Origin of the sequence: Rhodococcus sp. A14, assembly GCF_011603105.1 — a bacterium.
Classification (GTDB): domain Bacteria; phylum Actinomycetota; class Actinomycetes; order Mycobacteriales; family Mycobacteriaceae; genus Rhodococcus_F; species Rhodococcus_F opacus.
On sequence record NZ_JAAOQS010000170.1, the window covers coordinates 1 to 13,723 of the forward strand.

General features: G+C 66.4%; 13 protein-coding genes and 4 pseudogenes. 6 read left to right on the forward strand and 11 right to left on the reverse strand.

Annotation, left to right across the window (positions count from 1 at the left end):
* Positions 1–1,037 (forward strand): NAD(P)-dependent alcohol dehydrogenase (locus G9373_RS42930; RefSeq protein ID WP_167120951.1); only part of this gene is annotated, 1,037 nt, incomplete at its 5' end.
* 210 nt (positions 1,038–1,247) lie between these two features.
* Here G9373_RS42930 and G9373_RS42935 read toward each other — a convergent pair.
* From G9373_RS42935 to G9373_RS42950, 4 genes and pseudogenes are all read right to left on the reverse strand, one after another.
* Positions 1,248–2,247, reverse strand: a pseudogene (locus G9373_RS42935) (zinc-binding dehydrogenase).
* A gap of 63 nt (positions 2,248–2,310) precedes the next feature.
* On the reverse strand, positions 2,311–3,414 hold the full coding sequence (locus tag G9373_RS42940) for an alpha/beta hydrolase (protein ID WP_167120957.1): 1,104 nt from the start codon (positions 3,412–3,414) through the stop codon (positions 2,311–2,313).
* A 730-nt stretch (positions 3,415–4,144) separates the two neighbouring features.
* The gene (locus G9373_RS42945) at positions 4,145–4,414 is read right to left on the reverse strand and encodes a hypothetical protein (protein ID WP_240961080.1); all 270 of its coding nucleotides are present in this window, start codon (positions 4,412–4,414) and stop codon (positions 4,145–4,147) included.
* A gap of 37 nt (positions 4,415–4,451) precedes the next feature.
* Positions 4,452–5,702 (reverse strand): MFS transporter, encoded by a 1,251-nt coding sequence (locus G9373_RS42950; protein ID WP_120661087.1) that lies wholly within the window; start codon positions 5,700–5,702, stop codon positions 4,452–4,454.
* 173 nt (positions 5,703–5,875) lie between these two features.
* Between G9373_RS42950 and G9373_RS42955 the strand changes: the two genes are divergently transcribed.
* A complete protein-coding gene (locus G9373_RS42955; protein WP_133983976.1) occupies positions 5,876–6,787 on the forward strand; it encodes a helix-turn-helix transcriptional regulator in 912 nt (303 codons plus the stop codon).
* Between the two features lie 380 nt (positions 6,788–7,167).
* Here G9373_RS42955 and G9373_RS42960 read toward each other — a convergent pair whose 3' ends face one another.
* Positions 7,168–7,509, reverse strand: coding sequence for an MmcQ/YjbR family DNA-binding protein (locus tag G9373_RS42960; RefSeq protein ID WP_005567758.1), 342 nt, complete (start codon positions 7,507–7,509; stop codon positions 7,168–7,170).
* Positions 7,500–8,267 (reverse strand): helix-turn-helix transcriptional regulator, encoded by a 768-nt coding sequence (locus G9373_RS42965; RefSeq protein WP_120661086.1) that lies wholly within the window; start codon positions 8,265–8,267, stop codon positions 7,500–7,502. Before G9373_RS42965 ends, G9373_RS42960 begins: the two co-directional genes overlap by 10 nt.
* 87 nt (positions 8,268–8,354) lie before the next feature.
* Here G9373_RS42965 and G9373_RS42970 point away from each other — a divergent pair, with 87 nt between their 5' ends.
* Positions 8,355–8,633: a nuclear transport factor 2 family protein gene (locus G9373_RS42970; protein WP_005567755.1), complete on the forward strand. Its 279-nt coding sequence runs from the start codon at positions 8,355–8,357 to the stop codon at positions 8,631–8,633.
* A gap of 99 nt (positions 8,634–8,732) precedes the next feature.
* Here the strand turns inward: G9373_RS42970 and G9373_RS42975 are convergent.
* Together G9373_RS42975 and G9373_RS42980 are read right to left on the reverse strand one after the other, a co-directional pair.
* A pseudogene (locus G9373_RS42975) lies at positions 8,733–8,856 on the reverse strand (enoyl-CoA hydratase); the annotation flags it as partial.
* Positions 8,857–8,941: 85 nt separating this feature from the next.
* Positions 8,942–9,085 (reverse strand): annotated as a pseudogene (locus G9373_RS42980) (hypothetical protein); the annotation flags it as partial.
* 291 nt (positions 9,086–9,376) lie between these two features.
* On the opposite strand from G9373_RS42980, the gene G9373_RS42985 reads away from it, so the two are divergent.
* Both G9373_RS42985 and G9373_RS42990 read left to right on the forward strand, forming a co-directional pair.
* Positions 9,377–10,219: a class I SAM-dependent methyltransferase gene (locus G9373_RS42985; protein WP_206033782.1), complete on the forward strand. Its 843-nt coding sequence runs from the start codon at positions 9,377–9,379 to the stop codon at positions 10,217–10,219.
* A 165-nt stretch (positions 10,220–10,384) separates the two neighbouring features.
* Positions 10,385–10,810, forward strand: coding sequence for a YciI family protein (locus G9373_RS42990; RefSeq protein WP_167120955.1), 426 nt, complete (start codon positions 10,385–10,387; stop codon positions 10,808–10,810).
* Positions 10,811–10,944: 134 nt separating this feature from the next.
* Here G9373_RS42990 and G9373_RS47340 read toward each other — a convergent pair.
* Both G9373_RS47340 and G9373_RS42995 read right to left on the reverse strand, forming a co-directional pair.
* Positions 10,945–11,144, reverse strand: a pseudogene (locus G9373_RS47340) (hypothetical protein); the annotation flags it as partial.
* Positions 11,145–11,404: 260 nt separating this feature from the next.
* Positions 11,405–12,010, reverse strand: a complete 606-nt coding sequence (locus G9373_RS42995; RefSeq protein WP_005560648.1) for a TetR/AcrR family transcriptional regulator — start codon at positions 12,008–12,010, stop codon at positions 11,405–11,407.
* A 113-nt stretch (positions 12,011–12,123) separates the two neighbouring features.
* Here G9373_RS42995 and G9373_RS43000 point away from each other — a divergent pair, with 113 nt between their 5' ends.
* Positions 12,124–12,897: an SDR family oxidoreductase gene (locus tag G9373_RS43000; RefSeq protein WP_005560650.1), complete on the forward strand. Its 774-nt coding sequence runs from the start codon at positions 12,124–12,126 to the stop codon at positions 12,895–12,897.
* A 336-nt stretch (positions 12,898–13,233) separates the two neighbouring features.
* Here G9373_RS43000 and G9373_RS43005 read toward each other — a convergent pair whose 3' ends face one another.
* Positions 13,234–13,554 (reverse strand): hypothetical protein, encoded by a 321-nt coding sequence (locus G9373_RS43005; protein WP_043786895.1) that lies wholly within the window; start codon positions 13,552–13,554, stop codon positions 13,234–13,236.
* Positions 13,555–13,723 lie beyond the last annotated feature (169 nt).

Here is a 13,723-nt window from a genome sequence, read left to right on the forward strand (position 1 = left end):
GCGTCAACGCGTACGCCGCCCCCGCCGCCGGCCAGCCACTGGCCCCCACCACCATCGAGCGCCGCGACGTCGGCTCCCACGACGTCCTCATCGAGATCCAGTACGCCGGCATCTGCCACTCGGACATCCACACCGTCAACGGCGACTGGGGCCCGCAACCCTTCCCGGTCGTGCCCGGCCACGAAATCGTCGGCATCGTCGCCGAGGTCGGCACCGACGTCACACGCCACAAAGTCGGTGACCGCGTCGGCGTCGGCTGCCTGGTCAACTCCTGCGGTCACTGCACCAACTGCCAGGGCGGCGACGAGCAGTACTGCGCCAACGGCATGGTCCCCACCTACGCCGGCGTCGACCGCGACGGCACCACCACCCAGGGCGGCTACTCCACCCATGTCGTCGTCGACGCCGACTACGTCCTTTCCGTCCCGCAGAGCCTGGACCCGGCCGCCGCAGCTCCCCTTCTGTGCGCCGGCATCACCACCTACGCCCCGCTGCGCCGCTGGGCTGCCGGTCCCGGCAAGAAGGTCGCCATCGTCGGCCTCGGCGGCCTCGGGCACATGGCTGTCAAGATCGCCCACGCCCTCGGCGCCGAGGTCACCGTGCTCTCCCAAACACTGAAGAAACAAGAGGACGGACTGCGCCTCGGCGCCGACGCCTACTACGCCACCTCCGACCCCGACACCTTCGAGCAGCTCGCCGGCCGATTCGACCTCATCATCAACACGGTCAGCGCCAGCATCGACCCCAACGCCTACCTCGGCCTCCTCGCGATCGACGGCACCCTCGTCAACGTCGGCGCCCCAGCCGAGCCGCTCAGCCTGAACGTGATGTCGCTGATCGGCGGCCGCCGTAACTTCGCCGGATCGATGATCGGTGGCATCGCCCTGACCCAGGAGATGCTCGACTTCTGCGCCGACCACGGCATCGGATCCGAAGTCGAGGTGATCCCGGCCGACCGGATCAACCAGGCGTACGAGCGGGTCCTCGCCTCGGACGTCCGATACCGGTTCGTCATCGACACCGCCAGCCTGAACTGACCCCACCGTGAACGCCCGCCGCAGACCGGCGAGCGTCTGAATACAGGGACCGTCAGCGATATCCTCAAAGCGCGCTATCGAGAGGTGCATCCACGGTTGTATCTGAACTGGTCATGCCGTCGGGACCAGTGCGCGGAACGCCCACGGAGTGAGTAGACCGTCCGATGTGCGACTCCTTCGGGGTGAAGGAGCCGCACCTGCGCTTGTGGATCAGAGGGTGAGCAGCACTTTGGTCGCGCGGTAGCCTTCGGCGGCCTGTTCGAGAGGCAAGGTCAGGTCGAAGACCTCACCCGGGTCGATCTGACCGTTGATGATGAGCTCGATCAGTTCGGGGAGGAACCGGCGTACCGGTCCGGGGCCACCGTGCAGGTGCACACCGGAGAAGAACAGCTCCAGGTCGGGGAGTTCGACTTCGTGGGGGACGCCTACGTAGCCGACGTAACAGCCGGGGCGGGTCGATCGGATGGCTTGCATCATCGATTCCTGGGTGCCGACGGGTTCGATGACCGAGTGGGCGCCGAGGCCCTCGGTGAGCTCTTTGATCTTCGCGACGCCGTCGTCGCCGCGCTCGGTGACGATGTCGGTGGCACCGAACTTTCGGGCCAGGGCTTGACGGTCGGGGTGTCTGCTCCTTGCGATAATGCGTTGCGCGCCGAGGTGTTTGGCGGCGAGAACGGCGAGCAGTCCCACCGCGCCGTCACGACTGTGACGGTCTTCCCCGGGCCGGCCTCGGCGGCGATGGCGGCGAACCACCCGGTGCCGAGGACGTCGGAAGCGGCCAGCAGATGGGGGATCTGCTCCGGGGTCGGCTGTGTCCGGGTGGCCACGAGGGTGCCATCGGCCAGCGGGACACGCACGTACTCCGCCTGGGTGCCGATCGATCCCCTCGGGACGGCGTGCACGCAGCGGCTCTGGTAGCCGGATCGGCAGATCTGACCGGTGTTGTCGGAGGCGAAGGTCGACCCGACGACGAAGTCGCCGACTTTTACGCTCCTAACCTCGTCGCCGATCTGCTCGACGATGCCGACGGACTCGTGGCCCATCGGTTGCGGCCACTCCGGCTTCTCGATGCAGCGGTAGGGCCACAGGTCGGAACCGCAGATGCAGGCGGCGGTGACGCGGATGATCGCGTCGGTCGGTTCGAGGATGGTCGGGTCGTCACGCTCGTCGACACGAACGTCGCCGGGGCGCGCATCACAACTCCACGCATGAGTGGATCCTTTCCACGTTGGTCTGCTGATGGTGCCGGTGTTGGGTGAGCACCCAGGTGCGCCTAGCGTTCTCCCTCATCGGTGTGTGGGTTACCGAGGTTGTCCTGGAAGAACATGGTCAACTTGTCGAAGGGGATGAGATTGACGCGGTCATAGAGATCCACGTGACCGGCGCCGGGAACGATCACCAGTTCCTTGGGCTCACCGGCAAGCTGGTAGCCCTCTTCGCTGAACTCCCGGGAATGAGCCTGCTCGCCCGCGATGAAGAGCATCGGACGAGGAGAAATCGTCTCGATGTCCGCGAATGGGTAGAAGTTCATGAACTTCACGTTGCCGGTCAGCGTGGGATGCGTTGTGGTGGCCGGACTGTGCCCACGGGAGGTGCGGTAGAAGTCGTAGAATTCGCGGTCGATCGCGGTTGACTGATCGTTGAGCTCTTCAGGTGTTCCGCTGGTGTATTCGGTTTGGCCACCCGCGAACTCCACGTCGCGCTGTTGCGCTGCCTGCGCGAGGATGTCCTTCCGCTGCTCGACGGTGACGGAGTGTCTGAGCCCGTTCCGGTTGGCGGCGCCCATGTCATACATGCTGACTGTCGCGATGGCTTTGATACGCGGGTCGATCTTGGCTGCACTGATGACGAAGCTGCCGCTCCCGCAGATCCCGATCGCGCCGATCGCTTCCTTGTCGACGTAGGTCTGGGTGCGCAGGTAATCAACTGCGGCGCTGAAGTCCTCGGCGTAGATGTCCGGTGAGACGGCGTTGCGGGGCTGACCTTCACTCTCGCCCCAAAACGACAGGTCCAGGGACAGGGTGACGAATCCCTGCTCGGCCATCTTCGTGGCATAGAGGTTTGCGCTTTGTTCCTTGACCGCACCCATGGGATGTCCGACGACCATCGCAGGATTCGTCGCATTGCGGTCCAAGTTCTTGGGCACGAACAGGTTGCCCGAGACATTCATCTGGTATTGGTTTTTGAACGTCACTTTCTGGGCGCTGACCTGGTCGCTGGTGTAGAAGTTGTCCGCGCCGTCGGAGGTGTCCCCCGGGGCCAGGTTCAGTGTCGCCTGGGTCGCCGAGGCCGCGGACGAGGAGGACCTGGTGGTCGGGGACGGCGTGCAGCCTGTTGCGGCGAGTACGCCGAGTACGGCGGCACCCGCAACAGCCATCTTCAGCAGGCCACGGCGTTTGAGGTCCCGTCCCGCAGAAGCTGTCGCTCTCGTCCGCCCAGCGGTGTCAGGGTCTGTGTTCATCGTTGATGCTCCTTGTCGTATGCGACGAAACGCGTATGGCTGCAGGCGCATTACCGCAGCTCGGTGATGAGGTTCAGGTGGATCAGAGTTGCCCGGTGTCGCACGCACTCGACCTCTCGTCGTACGGTGCGGCAGACAACCGACGTGAGAGTGCTCGTGGATCCCTTCGCTGACGGGAAATTCACTGTCCTGTCTGATCAACGGCCGTCGCCGTCGAGCCCCGGTGTCCGGCACCCATACAACACCGCAGAGCACGAATGTGGGAGGCGCTGATCAGGGGGGGTGCTGCCGGCACCCCTCTCACGTCCCTCGCAGCAGTCCGTCTCCGCGACCGCATCATCGCGGTGTTCTCTGGGCCATCCTTGCCGTCCACCATGGCGTCGCCGGAAGATGCGAGCGTCGTCGTGGTCTCGTTCTCGCTGACGCGGAGCGCCGATCACCCGCGCCGATAGGGCGTCTCACGGTGGCGGCGTCTCGAGTTCTCCACACGGATGCCGTACCGGCCGAGCTGAGCGGTCCGGCGGTACCGACCCGGCGCGGTCATCCGCACAGCGAGTCCATGTAGGTGGTGACAGCGAGGATCACGAGAACGACCGAGAAAATGACTGCGTCGGCGCGGATGTATCGCCCTTGCGGACTGCGGTTCTCATCGTCTAGCAATGTGGCCGACCAGCGCAATGAGCAGTGCGGCCGATCCGGCTGCGAGAAGGAGTACGGCGAGGGCAAAGATCCACCGACCGACTCCCAACCCGTACGCGCTGATGGTCGATTCGAGTCGGGTATCGGTAACCAGGACAGCGTGCGCGTCGAGGCGGAGGAACAAGGTGAGGGACGTGACGGTGCAGAATCCCTCCACGGCAATGTGGGCTAGCGAAGCTGACTGGGTGGCCAGCGCTCGAGTACGTGGTTGTGTCACAGTGCGATCCGTCCTCCGGAGGGGTAGGCGGTGCGGGTCAGCGCACTGCGGTGAAGTCGCCTCTCTGATCATCGTGGCGGCGGCTTCTCATGTCGTGGATGGTTCGTCGTGTGGTGGTCGCAAGCAGGGCGATCGGCGCGAGCGCGGATCCGGTCAGGACCGCTCCGAGCACGGCCGGGCCGACCAGCCCCAGCGACGTCGACAGGGTTACCCCGGCCATGGCCGATCCGGCGGCGGTACCGAGATTGAATCCGGCGGTCGCCAGCGACGACGCCAGCGCCGACCCGTCTCCGGCGAAGCGCAACGTCTGCGCGATCAGCACGGGATTGGCCCCGAGACCGCACGCACCCAGAAGGACGACCAGCATGACCACGATCGCCGAGTGATCGGCTGCGGCGGCGAGGACCAGCAGCGCCGTCGCGGTGAGCGAGACCGCTACGGCGATCGTGACCAGTGGGTACCGGTCCCCGACACGACCGCCGAGCGCGGTGCCGGCGAGTGCACCGATTCCGAACCCGACCAACACCAGGGGCACCATCGGTGCTGGAATGCCGGCGCGGTCCGTGAGCAGGGGGCTGATGAAACTGTAGGCGCCGAGGAACCCAGCCTGGGCGAGCACGATCGCACCCAACGCAACCCACACCCGCCACGGCCGAATCACCGAAAGTTCGGCGCGAACCGAGACCTCTGCCCGGTGGCCGCCGACAGCGGCCGGCACGAATCGCAGCACAGCTCCGATCGCGAGCAGCGACAATCCGGCCAGCATCCAGAACGGGCCGCGCCACCCGGTGGCCTGGCCGGTGAAAGTGCCCAACGGCACCCCGGCAACCACGGCCAAGCTCAGTCCGCCCGACATCACCGCCAGTGCTCGCGCGCTCGCCCCGGGTCCGGCGACCGTGGTGGCGACGACCGCACCGATCGCCCAGAACGTGCCGGTGGCCAGCGCGGTCACCACCCGTGAGGCGGTCACTACTGTGAACGAGTCGCTCACCGCGGCGACGACGTGCCCAGCGGCGAACACGGCCAGCGCGCATACCAGGGTGGCCCGCGCGGGCAGCCGTAGGGTGGCCAGCGCCATCACCGGCGGTCCGACGATCATGCCGACCGCGAAGGCGGTGACCAGCAACCCGGCTTGCGCGACATCCACACCGAGATCAGCGGCGGCCTCGGGCAGCAAGCCTGCGATCATGAACTCGGTGGTGCCCATCAGGAAGATGCCCGCACCGATCACGTACACCAGTCCGGGCAGCCGAGGGGTCGGCGTCGTCCGGTCTCGCTGCTTCATCATCACCTCTTCGTTTCGGGATCGCTGTCCATCGAGGCGATTCGGGTGCCTCGATGTCCGACACTCATGCAACGCCGCAAAGAGCCCCCGTGGGAGGCGACGATGACAGGGGTGTCGGCAGCACCCCCCTCGCAGAACCTGGCAGCCGCCGACGGCCGGGTCGTACCCTCACTTCTATGGAGTCCACCAACCGAGCGGCCGAGATCGGCCAGTTCCTGGCGTCACGGCGGGCCAAGATCACCCCCGACCAGGTCGGGCTTCCGGTCTATGACGCCGCCAAACGCCGCGTCCCCGGTCTCCGCCGCCAAGAAGTCGCCACGCTCGCCGGGCTCTCGGTCGACTACTACACCCAGATCGAACGCGGCAAAGTCACCGGTGTCTCCGAAGCCGTGCTCGACGCCATCGCCCGCGCGCTCGAACTCGACGAAGCGGAACGCTCCCACCTGGTCGACCTGCACCGTGCCGTCACCACCGGCCCGCAGCGAAGCAGGCCCCGCCGCACCAAAACCATTCGGCCGATGGTGCAGCGCCTGTGCGACGCCATGACGGTGCCGGCGTTCGTGCGTAACGCCCGGCACGATTTCGTATGCGGCAACCAACTGGCCTACGCGTTCTACGGCCCGCTCTACCCCGATCCGCTGCACCCCGACCCCAGCAAGCCGGTCAACTTCGTCCGGTTCTGCTTCCTCGACCCCCGCGCCCACGAGTTCTACCCCGACTGGGACCAGATGGCCGACAGCGCGGTCAACCTCCTGCGCACCGACGCCGGCCGCGACCCCTATGACCGCGGCATCTCCGACCTGGTCGGCGAACTGTCCACCCGCAGCGACGAATTCCGGACCCGGTGGGCCAAACGCAATGTGCGCCTGCACTACACCGGCACCAAGACCTTCCACCACCCCGTCGTCGGCGACATCGAAGTCGGCTACGAAACAATGCCACTACCTGCCGACCCCGGCCTGGTCCTCACCATCTACAGCCCCGAACCCGGAAGCCCGTCGGCCGACGCCATGACCCTGCTCGCAACCTGGGCGACCACACACCTCACTCCCGCTCCCGATCAAGCGCTACCCCACCACCCCCAATAGGCCCACAGCACCTCGGGACCAGACCCACCAACGACTGAACACACCGCATCGTTGCGGAACTTCGGGTGACGACCGCCGTGTGGGGACTGGCGTTCATCCGCAACCAGGCGGTCGTACGAGATGCGGTTGGGGGAATGCCGCGCCCGCCCTCGGAAAAGGCCAGCGCGAGAGCGATGGTGCCGAGTTTGTGCAGCGCGTCGCATCCACCCGCGTCCCGTCCCCCACAACCATCCGACGATCATCCCGACTCACGGCGCAGTTACGTTGACGAGGCCCGCCCAGCGCACCCAGTACAACTTCGCCCGCGCACATGGGAGAACGGCAATCTCTCATTCGGGACGACCCCGACGTCGGCCATGTCATGCGGAGCAGGGCATCGGTCAACCCTCGTAGGCGGCAGCCACCTTCTTCGGCACGCACATCCGCCACGCGTCGACGAGCAGCTCGCGCAGCTCCTCGACGTCGAGGGCATCGAGCCGTACGCAGACCCACCGGTACCGCATGTCGGAGGGGCGGGGCATGAGGAACTTCTCGGGCTCCGAGGCCACCAGCGCCGCCCGCTCTTCCCTGGGGAAGCCGAAACCCATGACCGTGTCGTCCTGGTAGAACGCCGCGTAGACCAGGCGTCCGACCCGGAACCTCACCTCGTCGCGTACGAGCGCCTCATAGGAACGAGGCAACGTGGCGGCCATCGCCCGGGCATCGCCGATCGTCACCCCCATCGGCGGCGCAGCACCTCGGCGGTGCCGTGGTCAGCAGGCAGGAACGCCTCGAGGTGCAGCTCGGCGAGCGTCACGTCGGAGGCGGTCGCGAACGACGTGAGCGTTGTGATGAGCCGGAGGTCGCCATCGGCCGAGCCCAGCTCCAGCGGCACCGCGAAGCCGAGCACGTCGGCCTCCTCGGGCAGCGGCGGAAGGTAGGACTCGAGCTCGGCGAGAAGCGCCTCCAACGCCGGGTCGGGGCTCTGCGCCAGCTGAGCCCGCAGGTGCTCGGTGATGTGCCGGCCCCACTCCGGCAGGTTGCGCACCCGGGGCGCGTTCCCATCGGGGTGCAGGGCCAGGCGGAACACGTTGACCGGTGGTGCGAGCAACGCGGGGTCGACGCCTTCGCGGAATACCTCGAACGCCCGGTTGGCGGTGACGAGGATGCCGTGCGGCCGCACTACCATCGCCGGGTACGGGAGATGCCCGTCGAGAATCGTCTCCAGCGCCTGGTGAACTGGGCGCAGCGCCTCGTCGTCGAGCGGCGACTCCGGGAACGCCGGGGCGAAGCCGGCAGCGAGGAGCAGCTCGTTGCGCTCCCGTAGCGTGAGCTCCATCGACTCCGCCAGGCGCAACACCATGCCCCGACCCGGGCGGGAGCGGCCCTGTTCGATGAAGCTCACGTGCCGCTGGGTGGTGCCCGCCCGAAGCGCGAGATCCAGCTGGCTCATCCGGCGGGCCGTGCGCCAGCGCCGGAACTCACTCGGGAACCGCGTCATCACCGATCAATCTTCGCGCACCCCGGGGGTCGATGCCATTCCTTCCAGGGAGTTGCTAGCAATGACTCCGCGGCAGACGATACGGCCATGACCGACACAGCAGCAGTCATCGATCACTACAACGCCGCGTTCCTCGAACGGGCACCCGACAAGCTCGTCGACCTCATCGCCCCCGACTGCGTGATGGAGGGCACCGGCCCGGAGCCCGACGGCAACCGATGGACGGGTTACGACGAATGCCTCGCGGGCTGGCAGGGATTGGCCTCCGACCCCGCCATCGGGTTCACGGTCGAGCACGTCGACATCGACGGCGACCGAGCCGTCATCCGCTGGAGGATCACCGGCACCGAGAACTATCGGGCGTGAATCTCATGCGCGTCCGGGACGGGAAGATCGTCGAGGCGCTCGGGTACGGCAAGCGTCCGTAGCCCGCTGTGTCGAGCCGCCGGGTGGCGCCCAGTTCCGGGCGGTTGCGGCGTCGATCGCCTCCCCGGTGAACGCCATCTCGCTGGCCCGGGCCAGTCCGACGGCCCGCGGCAGCAGCCACGCCCCTCCGTCGCCGGGAATGTCCGTCCTTGACGAAGCTTTGTGTGGTCTCCAGGGTGGTTCTTGGACAGGATGATTCGCACGTCCACGAGCACGATGCCGGTGTCCGATGCGATCACGGGGTTGAGGTCGAGTCGAGTTCGCTGATCTCGGGGTGAGGCGGCGACGATGTCGCCGACCCGGACGAGGAAGCGGGCCAGCGCTTCCCGGGCGACGATCGGGAGGTGCCGGTAGCCGTCGAGCGTGTGAGAGGCGATGGTCTCGTCGATCATCTCGTGAGCCTCGAGGGCGGTGAACGGGGCGGCCGCCTTCTAGTGGGACTGTCCGGACTGTTCCTCGAGTTTCGAGGAAGTCCCGTGTCCGTGTACGTGGCGTTCGCCGCTTGTCGCGGGTCCGCCGGAATGTCTGGCACTTCTCATCGACGACTATCTCGACATGGAGCAGGCCCCAACCCGCATGACACTGTGCGTGTCAGGATCGCAGTAGAACCCAATCCAGACCAATTCTTGCCGGTCCGGCAAGAACTCTCGCCGAAACCGTCGGTGTTATTGCACTGTGTGGGTATGGAAGAAGCGGGCGAGGTCACCGAGGTCAAGACGACATCACGTGAGGCGGACGAGTGGGATGCACGCTACACCGAGCGGGATCGTGTGTGGAGCGGAGAACCCAACGGCGCACTAGTTGACGAGATGACAGGCGCACGGCCGGGAGGCGCCCTGGACGTCGGCTGCGGTGAAGGCGCCGACGCGCTCTGGCTCGCCCGCCAGGGATGGGCCGTCACCGCGCTGGACGTCTCCCAGGTCGCCCTCGACCGAGCAAAGGCCCACGCCGACAGCGAGACCAAAGACATCACCTGGGTGCTGAGCGGACTGCTCGATGCCGACTTGCCCGCGGGTGGTTTCGACCTGGTCTCCGCCCAGTACCCCGCCTTGCGCAGTACCCCCGACCGTGCCGCCGAACGCGCGCTGGTCTCCGCCGTCGCACCGGGCGGCATCTTGCTGGTTGTGCACCACGACGTCCGCGACGCGGATGCGGCGCGCGAGCACGGCTTCGATCCCGATGATTGGGTCACACCCGGTGATGTGGCGGCGCTACTCGATGACAGCTGGCACATCGACGTCAACGAGGTGCGGGAGCGTTCGATCAGTGGCGGCGCGGGAGCACACCGCACCCACGACGTGGTTCTACGGGCCCACAGGCGGCCCCACCGTAGCCCTTCCATCGGGCATCCGACTGCCGGTGGTTCTCTCGACGCCGACGCAGGATCACACAGTAAAACCACGACGGGAACAGCTACGCCCGCTTCACCGTCCAATGGTCGCGCCCACCCCCACGATCGCACCCGCTACTGGGACCACCGACAGGCACGGTGGGTCAAGCATCACGCCAACCCGACCCGAGACTAGAGGCCATCATCACCGGACTGGACGAGACGCCCACCCCTAGCCGGATTGTGGCCCGACAGAGAAGATGGTCAGGAAAGGTCGCCGTGGGATGTCGAGAACCCGCGCGCGGCTTCGTCCCCGAAGTGAAACGGCCACAATGGGCCGCACCGCACCAAGGAGAACATGATGGCCAAGTACCTACTGCTCAAGCACTACCGTGGCGCGCCCGCATCGATCAACGACGTGCCCATGGACCAATGGACGCCGGAGGAAATCTCGGCCCACGTGCAGTACATGAACGACTTCGCCGCCCGGCTCGAGGGCACCGGCGAGTTCGTCGACAGTCAGGCGCTCTCCGCGGAGGGCACGTTCGTCCGCTACGACGGTGAGGGGCGACCGCCGGTCACCGACGGCCCGTTCGCGGAGACCAAGGACCTGATCGCCGGCTGGATGGTGATCGACGTCGAGACCCACGAGCGAGCGCTCCAACTGGCCGGCGAACTGTCCGCGGCCCCAGGGGCGGGTGGGAAACAGATCCACGAATGGCTCGAGGTGCGCCCGTTCCTGACCGCAGCTCCGACCACTACGGAGTGTGGTTTTCACCAGGGGTGATGACACGTCCCCCGAAACTCTGATCGCAGTGCCGGGGACGCTCGAACAAGCAGACTGTCAAGTGCGCGGGCAAGAGTGGGCTGGAGTCGGCGACACTGCGGATGCACAGGATGAGCCGGAGGCGTGCACCCCTTCTCTGGGTTGGTGCCTCCGGTTTTCTGTCTCGACAGCCGCTCGGCGGTCATCCGTTTCTTCAGCTCCCGGCGGGCGCGTTGCTTCGGCGTCTCCTCTGGTTCGGGCTCGTCGTCGACCGCCCGGAAGGTTGCACGCCCGAGCACGATGTCCGGGTGCACGACCAGCTCGGGCGGTCCTTGTCGTCGGTGAACAGTCCGATCTCGACCCCCTCAGTCTTCAGTGACGTCCCGCAGCTCGATGATCATCCGCCGCCGATGCTGCCCGCCGGGCGACGGTAGCGTCCCTCACCGGCCAAGATCACCTCGAACCGCATCCGCTTCCAACTCACCGGTCCACGGTAGGCACGAACACCCAAAGTCACTGAAAAGCAATAATATTCAGAAATAGCCCAACCTACTCACAAACTGTCCCGCTCGGCACAGGGGACACGCGGCCCAGCAGTTGAGCAAACCCAGCCGATCAGCAGGTAGCGCCGGGCGATCCCGGGCCCCGAAGGTAGTCGATCAGAGTGTCGAGGACGGCTTCGAGATCCTCGACACTGCCCGTCGACCGCAGGACCTGCACCCCACCCTGAATTCCCGCGATGAACGCGGACGCGGTGCGCGGCGCATCCAGTTCCGCCCGGATCTGCCCTGCCGCCTGCATCGCCTCGATCCCGGCCACGACGTGGGTCCGCCACTGTGCCAGCAGTGTTCGGACCACTTCGTAGGCCCCCGGCGTTCCGCCCGCCTGGGCCAGCAGCGACCCGAGCGGACAGTGCGCTCCCTGAGCGCGGTAGCGGGTGACCAACGCATCCCGCCACCTCAGCCACGCCGCCCACGACGTCAGCGCGCCGAGGTGCGGTTGCTGATCGTCGAGAACCCGGCCCGCCTCGTAGACGGCGACGGCGAGCAGCAGTTCGTCCTTACCGCCCGGAAAGTAGTGGAACAGCTGTCCCTTGCTGGTTCCGGTGATCGCGCGGATGTCGTCGAGCGTGACCTGACCGGGCTCACCACCCCGAAGATGAGTCGCGGCACCCTCGACGATGCGCTGTCTGGTCGCGAGCCCCTTCGCAGTGATCGGCATATGCCGACGGTAACGCAATTCTGGACCGGCCAACCCTCCACTACTCCATTGGCAGCGATCACACCCCACTTTCTGGACTTGTGGGTCCAAAAAATAGGTCCTACGGTCGGGACATGACCAATCACTTCACCGGCAACCGACTGCAGGGCCGCACCGCCCTCGTCACCGGATCGACCTCCAACATCGGGCGCGCAATCGCCGTCGCCTTCGCCGCCGAGGGCGCCCACGTGATCGTCTCCGGTCGCGACGCGGCACGCGGGGACGAGACCATCGCCGCGATCCAGGCGACGGGAGGCCGCGCGGACTTCCTCGCCGCCGACCTCGACGGCACCTCCGCCACCAGCCACGCCCTCGCCGAGCAGGTGCTGCGCCTGACCGGCGGGCACCTCGACATCCTGGTCAACAACGCGGGCATCTTCCCGGCCTCCGGCACGATGACCGTCGACGACGACATCGTGGACCGCATCTACGCCGTGAACGTCAAGGCACCCATCTTCCTGGTGCAAGCCCTGGCCCCACACATGACCGAGAGCGGTGGCGGCGTCGTAATCAACCTCGGCTCGTGGGTGGCCCGCCTCGGAATCCCACACGGCCCCGTCTACGCCTCGTCCAAGGCCGCGATCGAGAGCCTGACCCGATCCTGGGCCGCCGAATTCGGCCCACGGGGCCTGCGCGTCAACGCCGTCTCCCCCGGCGTCATCCGCCCCGCCGGACCCGACGCCGACTCCCCGGCCGACACCCTGATGCACTCCACACCCGCCGGCCGGCCCGGCACCGCCGAAGACATCGCCGACGCCGTGCTCTACCTCGCCTCCGACGACGCCCGCTTCGTACACGGGACAGTCCTCGACGTCGACGGCGGACGCGTCGGAGTCAACACCGTGTAATGCCCGCGGCACAAACCGAACACCGGCGCGACACGCACGACGATGGCGTGAATGCTGCCGATGAAAAGACGATGCTGAAGTTCGCACAGACGTGGCAGCCCTGTGGCGGAGCGGATGAGCAGATCCTGTCCGAATTCGTTGTGACAGAAGCGTCGTATTACGTCAAGCTGCGCCAATACGATCCCCCACTGGTGCCGCGACTGGACCTAAGAAAGTTCCGGCGCATCTGTACATGCGGACTGAACGAGCATTCCGTCGAACGGGACGTCCTGGGTCGTCTTCACGAACTACGGCGACCGCCTCATTCCAAGGACCTCTGTGCCTCGCGGCGGAGTCTCAGTCGCCGATGTAGCCGGTCTCGGGATTGATCTGACCGAGGAAATCGCGGATCGACTCGCGATGCTCGTCAATTGTGTTCGGCTGCAGCGTAGAGGGAGTGTTCGCTCGATCCTGAATGCTCGAAGAGGCTACGCGTTGAAAGCTGGAGAAACCGTACCCCTTGTTCGGTCCGGATACCCAGTCATAGTCGCAGGCGCCTGGTTCGCCTGGGCGGAGTCTCACAGTGAAAACCTCACCGTCGACCGTCAACGTGAACGGCCCATCATCAGCCGTCGGTCGACTGTCACCTGCAGGCTCGTCGTGGTCCTCAGTACCCATGAACGCATCCTCACATGCGTCTGGCTTGCCGGATCGGATCTCCTAGTAGTACTTTGTTAGCTCGGCGTGTCGGCTCGAGTTTTCGTGGCCTTCTCGAGAGCATGCGGGCATGGATACAGCCGCTCTCGACCGGGTCGGGGAACAGTTGGATGCGTTTGTCGGTGAGGTG

What these genes read in the sequence shown, in the direction of transcription:
- G9373_RS42950 (WP_120661087.1), bottom strand. Translation starts at nt 5,702, where the DNA reads ATGATGAAGCAGCGAGACCGGACGACGCCGACCCCTCGGCTGCCCGGA.
- G9373_RS42990 (WP_167120955.1), top strand. Translation starts at nt 10,385, where the DNA reads ATGGCCAAGTACCTACTGCTCAAGCACTACCGTGGCGCGCCCGCATCG.
- G9373_RS42955 (WP_133983976.1), top strand. Translation starts at nt 5,876, where the DNA reads ATGGAGTCCACCAACCGAGCGGCCGAGATCGGCCAGTTCCTGGCGTCA.
- G9373_RS42960 (WP_005567758.1), bottom strand. Translation starts at nt 7,509, where the DNA reads ATGGGGGTGACGATCGGCGATGCCCGGGCGATGGCCGCCACGTTGCCT.
- G9373_RS42970 (WP_005567755.1), top strand. Translation starts at nt 8,355, where the DNA reads ATGACCGACACAGCAGCAGTCATCGATCACTACAACGCCGCGTTCCTC.
- G9373_RS43000 (WP_005560650.1), top strand. Translation starts at nt 12,124, where the DNA reads ATGACCAATCACTTCACCGGCAACCGACTGCAGGGCCGCACCGCCCTC.
- G9373_RS42995 (WP_005560648.1), bottom strand. Translation starts at nt 12,010, where the DNA reads ATGCCGATCACTGCGAAGGGGCTCGCGACCAGACAGCGCATCGTCGAG.
- G9373_RS42965 (WP_120661086.1), bottom strand. Translation starts at nt 8,267, where the DNA reads ATGACGCGGTTCCCGAGTGAGTTCCGGCGCTGGCGCACGGCCCGCCGG.
- G9373_RS43005 (WP_043786895.1), bottom strand. Translation starts at nt 13,554, where the DNA reads ATGGGTACTGAGGACCACGACGAGCCTGCAGGTGACAGTCGACCGACG.
- G9373_RS42940 (WP_167120957.1), bottom strand. Translation starts at nt 3,414, where the DNA reads ATGGCTGTTGCGGGTGCCGCCGTACTCGGCGTACTCGCCGCAACAGGC.
- G9373_RS42985 (WP_206033782.1), top strand. Translation starts at nt 9,377, where the DNA reads ATGGAAGAAGCGGGCGAGGTCACCGAGGTCAAGACGACATCACGTGAG.